The following is a 19,984-nucleotide window of genomic DNA, read 5'->3' as shown; positions in this document are numbered from 1 at the left end:
GAGATGACAGATATTTTTGTATCAGACTATGATAAACAGTTTAAAGAAATATTGACCGGCTTTGATATGAACGGTTTTTGTGAAACTTGGGTAGAAAATCAACAATGGCAATTAGATTTTGAAATAGAAAAAACAGAAGCTAATCCATTTGAATTTGATTTACTGGACTATGAGAGTTCAGTATTTTTTCTTGGTCAAGAATTCGTTGTGAAGCAACTTTCTCATGAAGCGCAAGGGAATAGGATATTTAAGAAGGTGACCGCTCCGCACATCTCTTACACGATGCAAGACGGTTATCAGTACAATACAAGAACAGGAACTTTAAGTGCTATGGATTGTCTCAAACATATCTTTTCGGGACAGTTAGGTGCTATGGGGTTCACGTATGAATTTATTGACAAGAATAAAGTCGTTGAAAAAGTTGAACAAGAGAATTTCGGAAATGGAAATTATTTGAAGCTCATTCAAGAAGTGCTCGAAGACTATAAACTGGTGATGCTTGCCGATAATAAACATCTAACCTTCATGCCTCGTGAAGACTATGGGCAAGTAACCGAAAATGAAATCCGGTATCAATACAATACAGACCAAGTAAGTTTTGATATTGATACACTTTCCATGAAGACACAAATAAAAGGATTTGGGAAAAAGAAAGAAGATGATACTTACTATTTTCCACCTCGAACATACACAAGCCCAGAATCTTCTAAATGGGGGATACGCATTCAGGATCCAGTTTCAGATGAGCGCTACACCATTGTAGGGAATATGGATAGGCGCTTGAGATTAGATTTGCAGGATTATCCAGCTACTACCGGAAGCATTAACTTAAAACTTCCGTATGAGTGCGACAAAGGCGACTATGTGCGTTTTATTTATGAGCCTATGGGGCTCAATTATGATATTCAAATTGTGGGCTATAAGCAATACCCTTTTAGTGCTGGAAAAGCTCCAGAAATAACATTGAGCAACAATAAGAAAACGATTGTAAATATTATGGCGCAACTTGCAAAAGCCATTAAAAAGAAAGGAGCGATGTAATTGGTTGATTTAAATAGTTTAAAAGAAATGGATAATCCGCTTTTTAGTACAGCATTCAAAGATGACTATAATTATAATATTGAATTGCTGCGCAAAAGTTATGAAGATCTTCAAAATTTGATAGATGCTGCAAACGTGAGAACTTCAAACAATGTCATTGCAGCAGGAGGAGATAATATAACAGAGGTCGTAGATGCTCGTGCTTCTTCTCTTGCGCCTAGCCAAGCTTTTAAGACGCTACATGATAGAATCACTTATGCTGAACAAGCGCTTTCTGACGGAGTAGGTCAGGTTTCCACACAGATTACAGACTTGAATAATCGTTATCTGGAGATGGAAGATTTAATTAATCGAATTTACGGACTGAATCAAGGGACGATTGAATACTTTGTGGATTCTGGAAAGGGTGATGATGTAAACGGAACAGGTGCAATTGATAGCCCGTTCAAAACGGTTACAAAAGCGGTTTCGATGTTGCCTCGATTGTTAAGTACAACCGTTTACATTTGGTTGAATCCCGGTAAATATGATGAAGATATTGTGGTGACCAATATTAATGGTGCTAAAATTAATATTTTATCTACAAACTACGCAACGGTTGATCCATCAAAAGGTCCCACAGGCATTCAAGTAAGAAGTCTTTATTTAGAAGATATTGTGGGAAGCGTATATATTTCAGGTCTTGAGGAAACAAACACAGCGGGAACAACAAAAAACTATTTCATTCGTGCAAGCCGTTGCGGATTTGTTCGTGTGCAAAAGTGCAGAATGGCGTATAGCACAAAAGCAATCGATCCATTTACTGCTGTGTTTATTGACGCTTGTAAGGCAGATGTGAATAGTTGCTATTTTGCTTCTCAGAACGTAGATATTCGGGGTTATAATGCGGCAGATGTGATTGCACAAGGAACCACACATGGTGCCAATAGCGCGATCGGTCTATATCCACAATCCTCGGTGATCTACAACGCAAATAATGTGACTTGGAAAGCGGACACACCGAATAGACCAAGCGGAGGCGGTGAGGTAAGAGCATGAATGAGCTAAATAGTGTCTATAAAAAAGTACAGTCTGAACTCGATGTGGGCGTGTACGGTGTTCAACCAATTAATTTGAAGGCTACCTTTTCAACACAAGATGAAAATACTGCACTTCTCCGATTTGTTGTGAAAAAGGAGGGTACACTATTACCACTTTCTGAACCAGCAAAAGCTGTTATCTATTTAGTTGGAAATCAGTTGAAAATACAGAAAGATATGGAAGTGGATCGAGAGAATAGCATTGTTTCTTATTTGTTGACAGCAGAAGAAGTGAAGCATTACGGGAAAGTGGATGGTGAAGTTTATATTCACTATAACAACGAGGGGAAACAATCTCTTTCCGTGCACAAATTCACTTTTAATATAGATCGTGCTTTGATTGATCAGGATTTAGATACCATAGAGAATGTTTACATTTCTGATTTAGAAGACATCAAAAGCGAGTATCTCGACCAATTTGAGAACCTAAAAACCGAACTAGAAGAAAAAGTGACTCAACTTCAAACAGATACCGCAGAGCTCCAGAAAGAAGCACAGGAGCTTGAACAGAAGTTTGATGCTATTGATCCAGATCAGTTTGCTAAAAAAACAGGGGATACGTTTACGGGTCCTGTTAATCTAGACGCACAAGAAGCGCTTAATGTGCGCTATGGTTATTTATTCCACTATGTGGGAGCAAAGCCAAACGGGACAGTTATCACTATAGATTTCGCGGAAGAATTTGGCGTGTGGTCAAACCGTTTAGAAATTACGGTGGGCGGCGAAGGCGTGCAGAGCGAGAACGGCGAATTCGGGCTCGAGCCAATTACCTCGATTAATCCATACGTTAAGGGCTGGGCACCTGCAAGCTACACAAGTAGCAAATCAACAATTAATGGTATTGAAAAGTCCGCGAAGGGAACCATCACACCGAAAAACGCCATTTCAGTGGCAAGAAGAGACGGTTCGATTGGGAAAGTGATGGTTAACGGCTCGAAGGTCTATACTGAATCAGATCCAATTCAATCCTATCAACTTACGGACTCAGCAGGGAAGCTCATGCTTAAAACGAACGTAGATTTCAATAATTTAGATGCTTCGTTTGACACATCATTTATGGGATACCTTACAACTTCTATAAATATCCCCTTTGGTCTGAATCCGAACGGTTATTTTACCTTACGAATGCGCACAAGTGGTTACGGAGTAGCTACTTTCCAGCCATACAACTCAAATGTTGTTATTGTGAACCGCCGAGAAGGAAACGCTAATGGCTGGAAAGGTTGGGAAATGCCGCAAGTCGATACTGCACAAATTCAATCAGCATTAGATGCTTCGTTAACCGTTCAAAAAGTCACCCTAACACCTAAAAATGGATTCACAGCATCGCGGACACTTACGGCGAGTTATGTGAAAATGGGAAATCGCTATTGGGTTAGCGTCAGCGGCATCGTTGCGAAGGGAACGGGAAATGGAACAGGTATTTGCGCGACAGTCCCAACAATGCTTGCGCCAGACACAGACTGGAACAAACTTTTTTCAGGCGCTCAACAATCTACAGCTGCAAGCAATCACGCGAACATATATCTATCGAGCGGCGGAGATATTAATATCGTTGCGGTTGGTGCGGCTGATGTCAACACGGGGCTAGATGGCATTTCATACTTTACAAAAGAGGTGACAGCATAATGAAAGTATATAAATATGATGAAAACGGCGTGTTTGAACGTGATGACTTGCTTTTTATTGAAGATGACGAGAAGCTACCCGAAGGCTACACGACCATTGCGCCGCCTGTCCCCTCCATCAACCCAGTTTTTAACATAAAAACACAAGAATGGAGTGCTGGCGATGATCCGAGCACCTTAGAACCCGCAGAACCGTCAGAAATCGAACAACTCAAACAAGAGAACGCAGATACTCTTTTACAAATTGCAGAGGTTGAAGCAAGTTCTGAGAGCGTCAAACAAGATCAAGCAGACTTATTAATGACTTTAGCGGAGAAAGGGGTTATATAAATGATTGACTGGTTTGAAAAAGTGAAAGAATACTTTCTAGGTGGGTATTATGGTGTCGAAGAAGTCAACAAGTTTGTGAAACTCAAAAAAATCACCTCAGATCAAGCAGATGAAATTTTTAAAGCGAAAGAAGAACAGGAAGAAGCCGAATAAGGCTTTTTTATTTGGGGTGATAGCGTATGAGGATTTGGGGATTATCAATAGGTGAGCTTATCAGCTTACTTGTGTTTGTGGGAACGGTTGGGGGCTTTGTTATTAAGTTTTCGATTATTAGCCCCTTGACTTCCATGGTCAAAGATTCGAATAAGTCTATTGACAATTTAAATGTCACGATTCAAGAGTTACGTGAGGATATGAAAGAGTCAAAAGCAGACAGAGGGGCTATTCATACGAAAATTGACAAGAACCAAGCAGACACAGAAAGAGAGATTGCTTTACTGAAAAAAGAAGACAAAACAATTTGGAAACATATTGCGGAAATGAAAGGGGAACAAAAATAATGAAAATCAATTGGAAAATCAGACTCAAGAGTTGGCGAACATGGCTGTTAGCTATTATTCCAGTCATTACTATTATTTGGAGTGCAGGCGGGTTTCAGGTGTCAGACTTAGATAGCTGGACACAGTTGGGGTTGTCATTCATGACCTTTCTAAAAAGCCCTGCGGCAATCATTGCAGTGCTTTCTGCATTAATTGCTACTTACGTTGATCCAACGACAAAGGGTCTAGGAGATAGCGACTTATCGCTAAGTAAAGAGAGTTTAAAAGGAGAGGACAAATAATGGCGTATCAAATTGAAAAGAAACTAATCAGCGGACTTCCGAAAACAAAACTAAAAGCGAAAAACTTTATCGTGGCACATGAAACTTCTAATCCCAATTCAACGATTGATAACGAAGTGGCTTATATGTCTCGAAACTGGCAAAACGCATTTGTGACTCATTTTGTGGGCGATGGCGGACGGGTAGTTCAGATTGCACCTACTGGCTATGCGAGCTGGGGATGTGGTTCGAAAGGAAACGCCTACGCCTATGCTCAAGTGGAACTCTGTCGGGCAAAAGATAAGGCGACTTTCCAAAAAGACTATGCAGCTTATTGCCAATTACTGGTTAATTTAGCTAAAGAAGCGGGTATTCCCATCACATTGGATAGCGGAAGTGGTGTAGGAAATCGAGGGATTAAATCGCATGACTGGATACGGGCAAAGCTCGGAGGAACTACGCATACAGATCCCTATGGTTATTTGAAACAGTGGGGTATTTCGAAAGCTAAGTTTGAAAAAGACTTAGTGGCGGCATCGAAAGGTTCAACGGGGAACCCAAACGCAATTCGTGCAACGGTTCAAGATGTAGCACCACTTATGCTTAAACCGCAGTTTAAAAGTCAAACACCGATGCGCCTTTGGAAAACGGGCACAAAAATTCAAGTTCGTAAATACAATAAATACTGGTATCAAACCAAAGTCAAACAGAATGGTAAATGGGTGACAGGATATATTTACCATGGATTTTTGAGAAATGTAAAAGCCATCAAAGGGACCGATAAGTATTCCGCGACAATTCGAGCCTTTGCCATTTTTTGGGATAACGAAGATTTGAATGGTGGGGAAATCTTAACTTATATGCCGGGGACTAAACTTAGCCATTACCCAGAGCGAATTGGGTTGAAATCCGCTTGGTTCTCCAAGCAGAAAAAAATGTTTTACACAGCTAATTATATGTTGAAATAACAAAAGCTATTCCTTATAATGAATGTGTGCATGAGCACCCCCTTATGCACGGGTGATTTCATTGTCACCTACCTTACTGTACATGACCTCGCCTTTTGGACGGGGTTCTTTTTTTGTGCATGAAAAAGATTGATTAGTAGAACTTGCCTTTTTGAGTTTAAAGATTTATCATAAAGTTATCAGATTTGGAACGTAGCAATAAAAGAGCCACCAGAATTGAAGTTCTGCTAGGAACAAGTACTGCGATTACGAAATATCGGAAAAACTTTCCGAGGTTTTAGAGGTATGTTATTCTGACTGGTTCCAAAACCGCGACAGTGTTGCGATATAAGCAACAATTGTTTTAGAGGTATGTTATTCTGACTGGTTCCAAAACGTGCGTTTAGATTTAAGAAATGTAAATCTCGTTTTAGAGGTATGTTATTCTGACTGGTTCCAAAACGTCCCAAGAACTGCCAACACAAGAAAAAGAGTTTTAGAGGTATGTTATTCTGACTGGTTCCAAAACGCTTAGCCGCTTATTCTTTGCAACACTTTCGTTTTAGAGGTATGTTATTCTGACTGGTTCCAAAACTTTGACTCAGTTAATTATGCTTGGTGGTGTGTTTTAGAGGTGTGTTATTCTGACTGGTTCCAAAACCCATTGCCGAAAAAGAAATAGTTTAAACGAGTTTTAGAGGTATGTTATTCTGAATGATTCCAAAACTGAAAAAGGCTGGTGACGAGTTTTCTGCTTGTTGGCGGTCTTTTTTATGTTTTTAACAAGAGTTCACAAAATTGTCACACAATAAAACAAGGAAATATGATATAGTAAGTTTGGGTAAAGTAACGGGTTCCCTTATCTCATTAGGTAGGGGAATCCTTTAAGATTACTTTTATCCATTCATCAATTACTTACCCCTTTTTACCATCAGCTCCCACAAGTTGGTGGTCTTTTTTGTATATCTTTCGGCAAAAAGTTCACAAAATATCTACATCTTCTTTTTCTTTCTTATGCTAAACTGGAAGAAAACTAAATAGGTAGGTGAATGCATTTGGTGAAAGATGTTCATTATCAGGAAGATGATTTTGAAAAAGCAGAAAAAAGCATCGGAAACCTCATTGGAAAAGGAGCTTGGGGAAAAGGGGCGATAGACAGTTTAAAAGATGTCTCCAAGAACCTAGAAGAAGTGGAAAAGGATATTGCGAAATGGGATGCAGATGGTGCGATCTCTTTTTCTCACACCGATAACAAGCACAAACTCCAAGCACTCTATGAAGACTTTGAGGTCTTACATGACTTTGCGGGAAAAGCTGGGGAACTTGTGAATGATAAGATTGACCAACCTTTTTATGAAGCGTTAGACGAATTTGTGGAAGGTATGCGGGATTTAGATGCTTCAAAATTCACGACGAAAAATCGGATTGGTGCGACAACAACCGTCACGAGCTATGCGAATAGTTATACGCAAGAACAGATTGAAGTTCCCAAAAAGGAAGTCAGTTTAGACGATTTGTTTAGTGGGGATAATTATTATGCGGATCAAATGAAAGTCCAATATGAAGAATGGAAACGGCAAAATAAAGATCAAGATGTGAGTCAAAAAGATTTCCGCACAGCCATGATTAATTCCCGCGCTTTTGCATACACCTCGATTAAAGATGAGCAACAGAAGAAAGAGTTCTGGGTGAATGTGGTGGCGACGGTTGCCATTGTAGGTGTGAGTATTTTCTGTCCGCCAGCAGGACTTGCGTTAGGTTTGGCTTATGGTGGTTTAGAAATGAGTGCGGCAGTAAGTGGGAAAGATTGGCTAACAGGTCGGGAACTGGATACATCAGAAAGAGCGATGCGTGGCGCTTTTTCGCTGTTGGATATTGTACCGGGGATGAAAGCTTTCTCAGGCGGTACACAAGCGATCCGATCAGGAACGAAGCTTGCGAGTTTAAGCAACAATCTTTTACATGGTATGAAAAGTATTCCGTCTAAAGCGGATGATTTCCTCAAGCTAGGGCAAAGAAGTGCCTTAACACGGATTAATAGTTTAAAAACGACTGTTAAAGAAGGCATGCATACAGGCGTTGAACGAGCCACTAGAGGGCTGGATAAAGTTGGGGAAGTTGCCGATAACTTTAAGAACAACTTGAATCTAAACTCAAGGCGACAACTTGCAGCGGATGGATTTGGTGCACTTCCACCAAGTGGACCATCTCGAGTAAGCAATGCCACAGAGAAAATGAAAGAGATTCTACAAAAGTATGACCTGAATTTGAATGGCGGAGGACGTCAAACAGATGATATAGTAAATGAAAGTGGTAAAGCTTTTAAAGCACAACCAAAGCATTATCAGGTTCCTGATGAAATTCAAAGAGTTCTTAAGAAACATGAATTAACTGTTGAGGAGTTTAATAAAATTAATGTAAAACGAGAAAAAACTCAGCAAGAGATAAATTTGCTAAAAGATATTCGCAAAGAAATACCTATTCCAACTAAAATAAGTGATATGCGGAAGGTCATTCCATTGGAATACGTTGATGGAATAATAAAGAACCCAGATTATTCAAATGTCGGTGGTTTTGTAACAGAGAAAAGATATGTAAAAGATATATCTAAAGTAAATGACGTTATTGATTCAAGTCGATTAGATTATGCAGGTAGTTTATTTAAAAAGGATGGGAATTACGCGTATATTGATTTTACTACTGATGATATTAAGGAGCTAACTACTCCTTATAGTCCAGACTTTGGAGGAACCAAGACAAGTGAATGGCCTTTTGCTGGCTCAGGATTTACTGCTAGTGAAAATGGCACTGTGGTGCCAGAATGGGAAGTATCAAGTGGTAAAGGGATGGCTCCAAATATTGGTTCAACTATTCATGAAGTTATCGATGGAAAAGATGTAACAGTGGCTATTTATGATTATGATCCAGTAAATAATATTCAAGGGTGGGTGAGTTTAAAATGAGTAATAGACTAAAAAATACAGGTAAGTATGTAACGTTTGTACCAACAAATAAAGAATATCCGCTTATTGGAACAAGCAAGGGTCTTGCGATCTTTGAAAATGATAAAAAATATCTTGAATATGGCTTTGAGTCTACTCAAAATTTTAAGGGACAGGATTACTATCAACTGGTGATTGACACAACTGATAAATTAGACTTATTTACGAATGCTTATGATTTGCATTACGAGGTTGCTTATTTAGGAGAAAGATATAAAGCAATGTTAAATTCAGATCATACAATTGTTACTTTGTATGTGGAATCTTACGACAAACCTAATATTGCAGGCTTTAGAAACTATAGTCAAGGGGAATGGATAAAGGATGTTGAGGCTTCTGAGGTTGAAATAATCGCGGTTAAAGACCCTATTGATTTATCTAAATATTTACCTACACAAGAAAGATGAATAGGAGAAAAACTCATATTAATAGTATTAAACTTAAGCTTTATCATGTTGAAAAAGGTATATTGATACCTGTTGAAAATATAGCTAATCCGAAGCAAGGGAAAATAGCAGAAGTGTTTGGTGCTGGAGGGGGAACACAAATACAACTAGGGACTGTAGTCGATTGGTATGAAAAATTAGGTTTGATGAAGGAGTTGAAATAAGTTGAACGAAGAAATTAAAGAATATAAAGAAAGAATGGAAGACACAATAGAGTTGTTAGGCTATAAGGCATTGAGGTATTCACTTTTTGCAGGAGAAAATAACCATCGAGAAGAATATCAGATAAGAATTGAATATATAGATGGCTTTTTTGAAGTTTATGTTACCGGTGAAAGAGCTTCTGTTTCTGGAGTAAATAAATTTGATGAATTTTCTGACGCACGAATGGAGTTTTTAATTAAAGCACAGCTCATGATTTTGCGGAATCGTCGCAGAGTTAGAGATGAAAAACCTACTGATTATTCTTGTCCATTATGGGATAAAGATAAAGTAAAATGACCTTTGAAGCCCTGACAAAGTCGGGGCTTTTTTATAGTTGTTTAGTGTCTCGTGGATTCTTCTACCGTCATAATTGGCACCAAAATATTTACAACTAGTTTTAATTAATTCAAAGGGGGTAAACTTTGATATAGAGTGAGAACCAAGTTCCATTACCTCTGAGTAAAGCGACCCACCTGCTTTATAGGGCAAAATAATCATCGTATGAGGATTCACCTCGTAAATTTGCTGATCTTGCATTTTCTTCATTTCAAGCATCTCCTTCTAAGATTGTCTTTAATATTTATGAAAAGAAGTTTGGAATAAGAAACTTCTAGCCATCTGTTTATGTCAGCTAGTTATTTGTTGGCTATTATAGCATACAAGTTTTCTGGCGTCAGTAGAATTTAGAAAAGTTGAATTTTTGAAGCTTTTGATGATTTTTGAAGCCGATTTAAGCATTTTTCAAGCGAACTTGGCCATGAAAATCCCGAAAAGGAGTGATTAGTCGTGGAAATGCGTGATTTTTCAAATTCATTAATGAATCAAGTCGGTCTATTAAAGGGCGAGAAAGAACTGACAAACGTTTTTATTGAATGCTACATGACAATGCTCCTAGAAAAACGGAAAGAAGAACAGCTAAGACTTGAAATAGATCAGGCGCTTGATGACGGAGATGCAGAACGTTTTGGAGAGCTTACTAATAAATTGCTAAAATTAAAGAAGGAAATGCTGGAATTTAAATGAGTTTTATGAAAAACTAAGATAGTGTGGGCTATCTTAGTTTTTTTGCGTCATGAAAATTCAATTTTAGTAACTTTACGGAAGTCAGGAAATCCGTTACAATAATAAATAAAAACATATGTTCGGTGGTGATGAGATGACGCTTCAATTTATACTCGGCAAAGCAGGGTCAGGAAAAACAACCAAGCTTATTCAAGAAATGAAAAAAAATGGAGAACAACATCCGAATGAGCAACAGATTTTAATTGTGCCGGATCAAATGACGTATCAAATGGAACGCTTTCTTTTTAACGAAACAAAAGCTAAAGGTTTTATGAACATCCAAGTTTATAGTTTTAATCGAGTTGCTTGGCGAGTTTTATCTGAAACAGGTGGCCTTGGGAGAACTTTTCTAACAAGAACAGGCACAGAGATGCTGTTGCGCGAAGTTGTGAAAGAAGAAGCAGATAAGTTGCATGTCTTCCATAAATCGGCTAAAAAACGCGGTTTTTATAAAGAATTGACGGAACTGTTTAAGGAATTTAAACAATATGAAGTTGAACAAGAGGCTTTTAAAACGGAAATTGAAAATCCAGCAACGAAAGAAAAAATGTTGGATGTTTCTTTGCTGTTCGAAAAATATCAAGAAAAGCTATACGGGAAATTTTTAGAAAGCGAAGATTATCTCAAGCTTTTAATTGATAAAATGCCTTATAGCTCGTATATTCAAAATGCTTCTATCTACTTAGATGGTTTTGATAGCTTCTCAAAACAAGAACTTTCAGTGGTTGAGGCACTACTTAAACAGGCTAATCAAGTGAAAATCGCCTTATCACTAGATCAGGCTTCACTAAGTGGGGGAAACAACTTATTTAGTATGTTTGATTTTAATTCGGAATCCTACCATACTGTTTCTCAAATTGCCGAAGTGGCAGGTATCGGCATCGAATCGGCCATTTTCCTGACTGGCTTTAAGCGCTCTGCTAAGGAAGGATTGCTTCGTTTAGAAAAAGCGTGGAGTGGAAATACGTTTGAGACATTTGAAGGGCCTCCAGATGGTGTAAGCTTACACCAAGCTAATAATCGCCGTTCTGAGATTGAAGGCGTGGCTCGTGAAGTAGCTAAACTCGTTCGAACAAACGGATATCGCTATTCTGACATGGCTATTTTAATTCGCAATATGGCGGATTATGAAGAAATTGTGCATTCTGTAATGACGCGAGATGCTATTCCTTATTTTTGGGATAAAAAACGTGGCATGGCAAGGCATCCTCTTATCGAATTTATTCGTTCAAGTTTGGAAGCTATTTCGCAAAATTGGCAATACGAACCGCTTTTTCAAGCTGTGCGAACGGAAATGCTTTTTCCGCTCGAAGAAAATCAAGAAGCTCTTCGTTTCAAAGTGGATCAATTTGAGAATTATCTCTTAGAAAACGGAATCTACAATAGGCAGCGTTTTCTTGCCAGTGAAAAATGGCACTATCGTAAAATACGTGGGTTAGCCACAAACGTTGGCGTTCAAACGGATGCAGAGCTCGAGATGGAAGAGCGTATCAATGAAGTGCGGAATTTGATTACAGAACCATTTCTTTTTTTAGAAGAACAAATAGCGCCTAAAGCAACAGGAAAATCGTTTGCAGCAGGTCTGTTTGCTTATTTGGAGTATGTACAGGCAGCTGAACGGATGGAGCTTTGGCGTGCACGAGCTGAAAGAGAAGGGTTTATTGAACTTGCGCGTGAACATGACCAAGCTTGGAAGGCGGTCATTTCTCTTTTGGATGAGTTTGTAGAAGTGCTTGGCGAAGAAGAACTAACACGTGAGGATTTCTTAGAAGTGATTCAAACAGGACTGGAAGCTTTGGAATTTTCGCTCCTTCCTCCTGCGCTTGATCAGTTGATAGTGACAGATATGGAACACGCGCGTTTACTGGAAGCAAAAGTTGTATTTGCTGTGGGTCTGAATGATGGTGTTTTACCGCGTCGAGTAAGTGACAAAGGGATTTTATCAGAAGAAGATCGAGCGGTTTTGCAAGAACAAGGAATTTCGCTTAAGCCATCGAATCATCGTGCGCTGCTCCATGAGGAATTTATTGCGTACCGCGTCTTTACTTCTGCAAAAGATGCGCTTTATTTAAGCTATCCGGCAGCGGATGAAGAAGGAAAGTTGCTTGCTCCCTCGAACTATATTCGCAAAATAAAGGCGATTTTTAGTGAGCTTACGGAGGAAGTCTATTTAACGGATCCAAGTCTGCTTTCAGAAGAAGAACAAAAAACGTATATTGAAACGCGAGAAGAAACGCTTGGACTTCTTACATCGGTTCTTGGTATGTATAAACGTGGATATCCGGTTATGCCGCTCTGGTGGCAAGTGTATAATTATTTTGTCACTCAAAATGATAAGGGAGCAAGGCGGATTTTAAGCAGTTTAACTTATCAAAACAATACCGGCGTTCTTGCAGAAGAAACCGCTTCTGGGTTATTCGGCAAAGAAATTCATGCTAGTGTTTCACGGATGGAAAAATTTTTCAGTTGTGAGTTCCAACATTTTGCTCGTTACGGCTTGAGACTCGAAGAACGGGCAACTTATCAACTGGAAGCAGTAGATATGGGAGAAATTTTTCACGGTGCGATGGAATGGATTTCAGCTGAACTTAAAAGGCGCGGGACTGAATGGGGCAATTTAACTGAAGAGGAATGCCTCGCGCTTTCTGAACAAGCAATGGATTATTTAGCGCCAAAATTACAACATGAAATCCTCTTAAGCACAAAGCGAATGGCTTATATTAAATATAAACTTTTCCATATCATTGCGCGTGCGGCAGTGGTTTTGAACGAACAAGCGAAAGTGAGTGCTTTTCGGCCAGTTGGTTTAGAGGTGGATTTTGGCAGGAGCAGTCAAATTCCAGCGATGAAAATTCCACTTAAAGGTGGACACGAGCTGTTGCTACAAGGTCGAATTGACCGTGTAGATGAAGCGGAAAAAGAGGGACGGAGCTTTCTTCGCATTATCGACTATAAATCAAGCGCACATGACTTAAAGCTACCGGAGATTTATTACGGTATTGCACTACAAATGCTCACGTATTTAGATGTGGTGGTAAGCAATGCTGCTGAATTTATTGGAAAACAAGCAGAACCTGCAGGCGTTCTCTATTTTCATATGCACAATAAGCTGATTTCAGCTGATACGCCGCTTGATGAGGCTGAACTCTTAAAAGAAGTGAAGAAAAGCTACAAGATGAAAGGACTTGTATTACGAGACCCCGTCACGATTACGCTCATGGATGAAGAATTAGAAAACGGTGGTTCTTCGCTTATTATTCCAGCAGAAATTAAGAAAGATGGTTCTTTAAGTGCCCGTTCAAAAACTGCAAGTAAAGCAGAATTTGATGAAATGCGTCATTTTGTTCGTCACAAATATCAAGAAGCTGGGAATAAAATTTTAGATGGCGAAGTGGCGATTAATCCTTATAATATGCAAGACCGGACACCATGCCAGTTTTGTCCTTTCCGATCAGTTTGCCAGTTCGATCCAGGCGCGGAAAGCGAAAAATATCGCTATTTGAAAAATGAAGATTCTAAGACGATTCTAGAAAAAATGAAAGAAGAGGGAGGTGAAACGGATGAGACCAATTCCTGAAAAACCAGAAAACGCAACTTGGACGGATGAGCAGTGGCAAGCTATCCATGCGGGTGGAGAAAATATTTTAGTTGCAGCGGCGGCAGGATCTGGGAAAACGGCTGTACTTGTTAACCGAATTATTAGTCGCTTACTTGATGAGACAACTCCTTGTAATGTGGATGAACTTTTAGTGGTTACCTTTACAAATGCAGCGGCGGCTGAAATGAAGCATCGGATTGGGCAAGCTCTTGAGGCGGAACTTGAGAAAAATCCGGATTCGCTTCATTTGAAAAAACAAATTGCACTGCTTAACACGGCCACTATTTCTACGTTGCATGCTTTTTGTTTAGATTTGATTCGAAAATACTATTATCGTACAGAAGTCGATCCTGATTGTCGCTTGATGGATCAAGTGGAAAGCATGCTTTTGCGAGATGAAGTTTTGGATGCGTTTTTAGAGCGTGAGTTTGCCGAAGAAGGGAACGAAGCATTTTTTCATTTAGCAGACACGGTAACAGATGATCGTTCGGATCAAAATTTAGCTGATCTCATTTCGAAACTCTATGATTTCTCAGCAGCAAATCCTGATCCAGCTAAGTGGTTAGATGAGATGGTTTCGTTTTATCAGGGAACAGAAGGCAAGCAAATTAGCGATTTACCTTACTATCCGGTGATTATTGAGACGATTCAAGCGGAAATTGAAAAAGCCAAAGATCAACTAGAACTTGCTAAGCATCTCAGTGAATCCCCAGGAGGTCCAGCAGGCTATTTAGAAACATTTCAAGATGATCTTAGACAAGTGGAAGGCTTACAAGAGATAATGCAACAGGCGACGTTTGATGAGCTAGGAGAAGCTTTTCAAGCGGTCTCTTTTAAACGAATCGCAACGCTTAAAAATAAAGAGGAACTGGATCAAGCGTTAATTGAGCAAGCCAAAAAAGCTCGAGATACGGCTAAAAAGGCCGTTCAAGGCATTGCTGAAAGCTTGTTTAAGCGTAAAGAAAAAGAATATTTGAAAGATCTTGCTAGCATGCAGGGCGATGTGAAAACACTTGCTAAACTTGTAAAACGATTTTCGACTGAATTCTTTATAGCGAAGGAGCAAAAAGGCGTACTGGATTTTAGTGATCTGGAACACTTGGCTTTGGACATTTTACAGGAACAAGATGGGTCAAAATCCATCGTCGCACGCGAACTTACGGAGCGATTTCAAGAAGTGCTAGTCGATGAATATCAAGATACAAACCTTGTGCAAGAAATGATTATTTCGTTAGTGACGATTCCAGATGAAGCTTCTGGCGATTTATTCATGGTTGGTGATGTTAAACAGTCCATTTACCGTTTCAGGCTGGCGGAACCAACGTTGTTTATGGAAAAATATCGACGCTATTCGAAATCAGGCGCAAATGGAGGCATGAAGATCGACTTATCGAAAAATTTTCGCAGTCGAGCAGAGGTTTTAGAGGCCACTAATTTTATTTTTAGACAGATTATGGATCGAAACGTCGGGGAAATTGATTATGATGCGGATGCTGAGCTTTATCTTGGAGCAAACTATGAAGCAGCTGATGGTATGGAAACAGAACTCTTGATTGTGGATCGTGATCAGGAAGAGAAAAGTGAGCAAGTCAGTGCAGCTGATGAAATGAAAAAAGATCAATTAGAAGCGCGCGCTATTGCTTGCCGTGTTGAAGAACTTGTTCAATCGCGTTTTCAAATATTTGATAAAAGTTCAAGACAATTTCGTCCGGTTGAATATCGGGATATCGTCATTTTATCGCGTTCGATGACAAGCGCAACCGATATGGAAGAAGCTATGCGGGAACGGGATATTCCTTTTTATGTAAGCAGTCAAACCGGATATTTTGAAGCGATCGAAGTGGCTATCATGATTTCACTGCTTAAGCTTGTCGATAACCCGTACCAAGATATTCCGCTTGCATCTGTTTTGCGCTCGCCCATTTTTGGACTTACAGAAGAAGAACTTGCTCAAATTCGTTTGCAGAAAAAACAAGGCTACTTCTTTGCGGGGTTACAAGAATATGTGCAAGAAAATGGAGATGCCCTATCAGAAAAACTGAGCGAGTTTTTGACGATGCTGAAAAAATGGCGCGACTTGTCAATTCGTGAAAGCTTGACCGCACTTATCAGCCAAATTTATGAAGATACGCAGTTTTATGAATTCGTTGGTGGGCTGTCGGGTGGCAAAACGCGACAAGCTAATTTACGGGCCCTTTATGAACGAGCTGGGCAGTATGAAAAAACGGCTTTTCGTGGACTTTTCCGCTTTATCCGTTTCATTGAACGGCTAGAGCTTCGCGGTGAAGATCTAGGAACAGCCAAAACACTTGGAGAAAAAGAAGATGTTGTTCGGATGATGACAATTCACGCTAGTAAAGGTTTGGAATTTCCAGTTGTCATTTTGACAGGACTGAATCGCAAATTTAATCGCCGCGATATTACTGCAAAAACGTTGCTGGATAAAGATTTTGGCTTTGCGGCGAGCTACACGAACACAGAAAAGCGAATTACTTATCCAACAATTATGCAGCGTGCTGTGAAGGCAAAAAAGACTCGTGAGATGCTGGCAGAAGAAATGCGAGTTCTCTATGTGGCTTTAACACGTGCGGAAGAAAAACTCATTTTAGTAGGGACCGTTCCGAAGTGGGAAGAGACATTGGCGCACTTTCTTGCAGTGAAAGATACAGAGGAAACGCTTCTTCCAGCAAGTGCGCGTTTGAGTGCTTCGACATATCTCGACTGGGTTGGACGCGCGTTTGTACGGCATCCTGATTTTTTACGGCAAACTATTTCAAGCGGTTCAGAGACCGTTTCGCCTCTTCCGACCTCTATGAAACTCAAGGTGGCTGTTTTGACGCAAGAAATGGTGATGCCTGCTACAGAAAAAGCAGAGTCTGATAATTTTATGAAGGAAGTGCAGGGCTTTCAAGCGGTTCCGATTGGGAAGGATACAGCAGAAATTGCAAAGATTCTCGAGTTTGTTTACCCGCATGAAACAGAAACTGAGATTTATTCGAAGCAATCGGTAACGGAGCTGAAACGGCAATTTCAAATTCAAGATAGCTTCAGCGATGACCGGTTTGTTCAAACTTTGAAGGGAGCATCTCTTGAACGTCCTAAATTTTTGCAAGCAGAAAAAAAACTGACGAGTACAGAAATCGGGACAGCGATGCATACTGTGATGCAAGCTATTCCTCTTGATACACCACCAACAAAGGAAAGTTTAATACAGCTCTTTGCAAAGATGGTTGATGAAGAGAAGCTGACGGAAATCGAGAAACAAGCGATTCAAATTGAACAAATTCAGGCGTTTTTTGATACGGAACTAGGACAAGCTTTATTTGATCCCACCAGCCAAATTAAACGAGAAGTCCCATTTGTTTATCAAATTCCAGCTCGTGAAATTAATCCAGGAGCAAAAACAGATAGCCCAGTTCTTGTTCAAGGGGTTGTGGATTTAATTCTCGTTTATGCTGACCACGTGATACTCGTGGATTATAAAACAGACCAAATTCGGGAGAAATATTCAAGCCGGGAAAGTGCCATGGCGGAGATGAAAAAACGCTATGAGGTACAACTAAAATTGTACCGGCAGGCGTTAGAGTCGATTCTTGAGAAGCCTGTTACGGGAGCATATCTATATTTCTTTGATAGCCAGGATCTACTTGAACTTTGAGTTCCATTTCGCTACGTGATATGATAATGCTATTGAAGTTAAAGTGATAGAAAGAGGGACAAATTTATGTGGGAATATCTTCATTTGATTTCTTGGGTTGCCATCATTATTTTGACGATTGCTGCTTGGATCTGCTATCCAAAATCCGAGAAGAGTTTTACAATTTTTGCGATGATTGACCGAGTATTTTATATCGTGCTGATTTTGAGCGGAATCATGATGATTCAGTATAGCTTGGAAACAAGCTGGCTTGTTTCCATCTTCAAGATTTTGATGGGCGTTATAACAATTGGGGTAATCGAAATGCTACTTAGTTTTCGAAAGAAAAAACGACCAACTGGACTTTTCTTAGTCTTGTTTGTGGTCGCTGTGATTATCACAATTTCGCTTGGCTTTTATTTATCAGGCGGATCACCGCTATTTTAAAAACTGTTGGAGTGCTATAGCGCTCCAACAGTTTTTTTATAATAAGTTTTCTTCTAGATAAATAGCAATTCCATCTTCTTCATTGGATTTTGTCACGGTATTGGCTGCGTTTTTGGCCGCGTCTACAGCATTTCCCATTGCGACCCCAACACCGGCATAGTCTAGCATTTCAAGATCGTTTGCTTCATCGCCAAAAGCAATCACATTTTTAGTTTCAAAACCGAGTGTTTTAGCGGCTTTATCAACGCCGATCGCCTTGTGGATACCGTGCTTTACTACTTCTACTGCTGGCCAGCTAGCTCCCCATGTGTGATAGGAAATAACATGCGATAAAGCATCGTCCAGATGGCGACTGATTGTGTTTAGCTGTTCAGTTTGTCCAAAGAAAAGCACGGATGTAGGGTTCGCCGTAATTTGGGTTCTTAAATTACCAATGTAAACCTCGCCGGTTCCTGTTTTAAAATTTGCGGGTACGCTGTCGTCGCCACGAGCCAGAAAAACACTGTCTTCCACTTCTGCGGCTATGTTTGAAAGTGAGAATTGTTTTGTATAATCAAGCAGTTCGTGGACTATAGCAAGGTCGATGGCTTGGTGGTAGCTTCCTGTATACGAAGCATCAAGTGGATGATGCAAAATAGCTCCGTTGAAATTAACAATGGGTGATTTTAATTCTAATTCGCGATAATACTGGCTACTTAGGCGAAACGGTCGTCCGGTTGCAATCATCACCTCATGCCCTTTTTCACGTGCTCTGGTTAAAGCGCTTTTAGTACGCGCTGAAATGGTTTGGTCTTCTTTTAAAGTTGTTCCATCAAGGTCTAATACAATTAATTTTTTATCCATCATTGACTCCTTTATTTATGAATTCATTTATTAGCGACGCTTTGTTTTTTCGTGCTAAAATGGAGGTATCTCTATGATAGACTGTAAAAGGTGCTTTGTAAATGGGCGAGGTTTTACAGTGAATTCGCAAAAATGTATAGAAATGAGGCTGTAAGAGTGATTCAAGTAACGAATGAGCAAGTCAAAAATATTCCACTACTTCATGTTGTGAGGCACGATTTACAAGGAGAAAAATTGCCGACGGTCTTTTTTTATCACGGATTTCAATCAGAAAAGGAACTTTATCTCCATTATGGATATTTTTTAGCAGAACGAGGATTCCGAGTCTTTTTGCCAGAAGCAAAATTTCACGGTGAGCGTAAGGGAACTATTACGTCTTCCGAACAAGCGATGTATTTTTGGGATACGGTTACAGCAAATATTGAAGAATTTAATGATTTGCGTCAAGAACTAGTAGCTAAAAGCTTAGTTGATGAAGAACGAATTGGCGTCGCTGGCGTTTCGATGGGAGCTATTACAACGCTTGGGATTTTAGCTCGTTTTGATACTGTGAAAGTTGCTGTTAGTTTGATGGGAAGTGCTTATTACGAAGCGTTTGCAAGGGAGCTTGTTTCAGCAGCTGAAGCAGAGGGGATGACATTTCCTTATGACGTCGAAGCGCGAATTGCCGAACTTGAGCCTTATGATTTAAGTAAGCATTTGGAACGTTTGGGAAATCGGCCACTGCTTCTCTGGCATGGCAAAAAGGATGATGTTGTGCCCTTTAAATATAGTGAAAAACTAGTTGATACGCTTACTTCAGAAAACCGTGCGGAGAATGTGGAGTTCGTCACTGACGAATACGCTAAACATAAGGTGTCGATTGATGGCATCGATCGGACCACCGCGTTTTTCCAAAAGAATTTATAAGTGATGAAAATCACTGGAAGTTGTGTTACAATGTCTCTACAAACAGCCAAA

General features: G+C 39.8%; 19 protein-coding genes and 1 CRISPR repeat array. Of the genes, 17 read left to right on the top strand and 2 right to left on the bottom strand.

Annotated elements, in window-relative coordinates; genetic code table 11:
- Positions 1–3: 3 nt before the first annotated feature.
- The 12 genes from HB912_RS07035 (at position 4) to HB912_RS06980 (ending at position 9,734) form a co-directional block, all read left to right on the top strand.
- Positions 4–1,041 carry a phage tail protein gene (locus tag HB912_RS07035; protein WP_185373286.1) on the top strand — a complete coding sequence of 346 codons (1,038 nt, stop codon included), beginning with the start codon at positions 4–6 and terminating at the stop codon, positions 1,039–1,041.
- Positions 1,042–2,079, top strand: coding sequence for a hypothetical protein (locus HB912_RS07030; protein WP_244964450.1), 1,038 nt, complete (start codon positions 1,042–1,044; stop codon positions 2,077–2,079).
- Positions 2,076–3,749 carry a BppU family phage baseplate upper protein gene (locus HB912_RS07025; RefSeq protein ID WP_185373284.1) on the top strand — a complete coding sequence of 558 codons (1,674 nt, stop codon included), beginning with the start codon at positions 2,076–2,078 and terminating at the stop codon, positions 3,747–3,749. The genes HB912_RS07030 and HB912_RS07025 overlap by 4 nt, the downstream gene beginning before the upstream one ends.
- On the top strand, positions 3,749–4,078 hold the full coding sequence (locus HB912_RS07020) for a hypothetical protein (protein WP_185373282.1): 330 nt from the start codon (positions 3,749–3,751) through the stop codon (positions 4,076–4,078). Before HB912_RS07025 ends, HB912_RS07020 begins: the two co-directional genes overlap by 1 nt.
- On the top strand, positions 4,079–4,231 hold the full coding sequence (locus tag HB912_RS07015; RefSeq protein ID WP_185373280.1) for an XkdX family protein: 153 nt from the start codon (positions 4,079–4,081) through the stop codon (positions 4,229–4,231).
- 26 nt (positions 4,232–4,257) lie between these two features.
- On the top strand, positions 4,258–4,578 hold the full coding sequence (locus tag HB912_RS07010) for a hypothetical protein (RefSeq protein ID WP_185373278.1): 321 nt from the start codon (positions 4,258–4,260) through the stop codon (positions 4,576–4,578).
- A complete protein-coding gene (locus HB912_RS07005) occupies positions 4,578–4,859 on the top strand; it encodes a phage holin (protein ID WP_185373276.1) in 282 nt (93 codons plus the stop codon). The genes HB912_RS07010 and HB912_RS07005 overlap by 1 nt, the downstream gene beginning before the upstream one ends.
- Entirely contained in the window at positions 4,859–5,806 is a 948-nt protein-coding gene (locus tag HB912_RS07000; protein WP_185373274.1) for an N-acetylmuramoyl-L-alanine amidase, read from the top strand. The genes HB912_RS07005 and HB912_RS07000 overlap by 1 nt, the downstream gene beginning before the upstream one ends.
- Before the next feature lie 274 nt (positions 5,807–6,080).
- Positions 6,081–6,512: direct repeats of the CRISPR family, unit length 36 nt; unit sequence GTTTTAGAGGTATGTTATTCTGACTGGTTCCAAAAC.
- 331 nt (positions 6,513–6,843) lie between these two features.
- A complete protein-coding gene (locus HB912_RS06995) occupies positions 6,844–8,748 on the top strand; it encodes a hypothetical protein (RefSeq protein ID WP_185373272.1) in 1,905 nt (634 codons plus the stop codon).
- Positions 8,745–9,194: a hypothetical protein gene (locus HB912_RS06990; RefSeq protein ID WP_185373270.1), complete on the top strand. Its 450-nt coding sequence runs from the start codon at positions 8,745–8,747 to the stop codon at positions 9,192–9,194. Before HB912_RS06995 ends, HB912_RS06990 begins: the two co-directional genes overlap by 4 nt.
- Entirely contained in the window at positions 9,191–9,397 is a 207-nt protein-coding gene (locus tag HB912_RS06985; protein WP_185373820.1) for a hypothetical protein, read from the top strand. The genes HB912_RS06990 and HB912_RS06985 overlap by 4 nt, the downstream gene beginning before the upstream one ends.
- Position 9,398: 1 nt before the next feature.
- Positions 9,399–9,734 (top strand): Imm59 family immunity protein, encoded by a 336-nt coding sequence (locus HB912_RS06980; RefSeq protein WP_185373268.1) that lies wholly within the window; start codon positions 9,399–9,401, stop codon positions 9,732–9,734.
- Here HB912_RS06980 and HB912_RS06975 read toward each other — a convergent pair.
- Positions 9,708–9,983 (bottom strand): competence protein ComK, encoded by a 276-nt coding sequence (locus tag HB912_RS06975; protein ID WP_185373266.1) that lies wholly within the window; start codon positions 9,981–9,983, stop codon positions 9,708–9,710. The two genes, HB912_RS06980 and HB912_RS06975, sit on opposite strands and share 27 nt — an antisense overlap.
- A 240-nt stretch (positions 9,984–10,223) precedes the next feature.
- On the opposite strand from HB912_RS06975, the gene HB912_RS06970 reads away from it, so the two are divergent.
- The 4 genes from HB912_RS06970 (at position 10,224) to HB912_RS06955 (ending at position 18,181) form a co-directional block, all read left to right on the top strand.
- On the top strand, positions 10,224–10,460 hold the full coding sequence (locus tag HB912_RS06970) for an IDEAL domain-containing protein (RefSeq protein WP_036071259.1): 237 nt from the start codon (positions 10,224–10,226) through the stop codon (positions 10,458–10,460).
- A gap of 133 nt (positions 10,461–10,593) precedes the next feature.
- On the top strand, positions 10,594–14,076 hold the full coding sequence (gene addB, locus HB912_RS06965) for a helicase-exonuclease AddAB subunit AddB (RefSeq protein ID WP_185373264.1): 3,483 nt from the start codon (positions 10,594–10,596) through the stop codon (positions 14,074–14,076).
- Positions 14,060–17,755, top strand: a complete 3,696-nt coding sequence (gene addA, locus HB912_RS06960) for a helicase-exonuclease AddAB subunit AddA (protein WP_185373262.1) — start codon at positions 14,060–14,062, stop codon at positions 17,753–17,755. Before addB ends, addA begins: the two co-directional genes overlap by 17 nt.
- Positions 17,756–17,821: 66 nt before the next feature.
- Positions 17,822–18,181: a YisL family protein gene (locus tag HB912_RS06955; protein ID WP_036071256.1), complete on the top strand. Its 360-nt coding sequence runs from the start codon at positions 17,822–17,824 to the stop codon at positions 18,179–18,181.
- Between the two features lie 36 nt (positions 18,182–18,217).
- On the opposite strand, the gene HB912_RS06950 is transcribed toward HB912_RS06955, so the two are convergent.
- Positions 18,218–19,024: a Cof-type HAD-IIB family hydrolase gene (locus HB912_RS06950; RefSeq protein ID WP_185373260.1), complete on the bottom strand. Its 807-nt coding sequence runs from the start codon at positions 19,022–19,024 to the stop codon at positions 18,218–18,220.
- Between the two features lie 156 nt (positions 19,025–19,180).
- Between HB912_RS06950 and yjfP the strand changes: the two genes are divergently transcribed.
- The gene (gene yjfP, locus HB912_RS06945; RefSeq protein WP_185373258.1) at positions 19,181–19,933 is read left to right on the top strand and encodes an esterase; all 753 of its coding nucleotides are present in this window, start codon (positions 19,181–19,183) and stop codon (positions 19,931–19,933) included.
- Positions 19,934–19,984: the final 51 nt, after the last annotated feature.

Source organism: Listeria aquatica, assembly GCF_014223975.1.
Lineage (GTDB): Bacteria > Bacillota > Bacilli > Lactobacillales > Listeriaceae > Listeria > Listeria aquatica.
This window is presented reverse-complemented; position numbering and strand designations above follow the sequence as displayed.

Excerpts from the sequence above, each read along its gene's own strand:
- HB912_RS07035 (WP_185373286.1), top strand. The coding sequence starts at position 4 with ATGACAGATATTTTTGTATCAGACTATGATAAACAGTTTAAAGAAATA.
- HB912_RS07000 (WP_185373274.1), top strand. The coding sequence starts at position 4,859 with ATGGCGTATCAAATTGAAAAGAAACTAATCAGCGGACTTCCGAAAACA.
- HB912_RS07010 (WP_185373278.1), top strand. The coding sequence starts at position 4,258 with ATGAGGATTTGGGGATTATCAATAGGTGAGCTTATCAGCTTACTTGTG.
- HB912_RS07005 (WP_185373276.1), top strand. The coding sequence starts at position 4,578 with ATGAAAATCAATTGGAAAATCAGACTCAAGAGTTGGCGAACATGGCTG.
- HB912_RS06955 (WP_036071256.1), top strand. The coding sequence starts at position 17,822 with ATGTGGGAATATCTTCATTTGATTTCTTGGGTTGCCATCATTATTTTG.
- HB912_RS06950 (WP_185373260.1), bottom strand. The coding sequence starts at position 19,024 with ATGGATAAAAAATTAATTGTATTAGACCTTGATGGAACAACTTTAAAA.
- HB912_RS07020 (WP_185373282.1), top strand. The coding sequence starts at position 3,749 with ATGAAAGTATATAAATATGATGAAAACGGCGTGTTTGAACGTGATGAC.
- HB912_RS07025 (WP_185373284.1), top strand. The coding sequence starts at position 2,076 with ATGAATGAGCTAAATAGTGTCTATAAAAAAGTACAGTCTGAACTCGAT.
- HB912_RS07015 (WP_185373280.1), top strand. The coding sequence starts at position 4,079 with ATGATTGACTGGTTTGAAAAAGTGAAAGAATACTTTCTAGGTGGGTAT.
- HB912_RS06975 (WP_185373266.1), bottom strand. The coding sequence starts at position 9,983 with ATGAAGAAAATGCAAGATCAGCAAATTTACGAGGTGAATCCTCATACG.
- HB912_RS06990 (WP_185373270.1), top strand. The coding sequence starts at position 8,745 with ATGAGTAATAGACTAAAAAATACAGGTAAGTATGTAACGTTTGTACCA.
- addA (WP_185373262.1), top strand. The coding sequence starts at position 14,060 with ATGAGACCAATTCCTGAAAAACCAGAAAACGCAACTTGGACGGATGAG.
- HB912_RS06985 (WP_185373820.1), top strand. The coding sequence starts at position 9,191 with ATGAATAGGAGAAAAACTCATATTAATAGTATTAAACTTAAGCTTTAT.
- addB (WP_185373264.1), top strand. The coding sequence starts at position 10,594 with ATGACGCTTCAATTTATACTCGGCAAAGCAGGGTCAGGAAAAACAACC.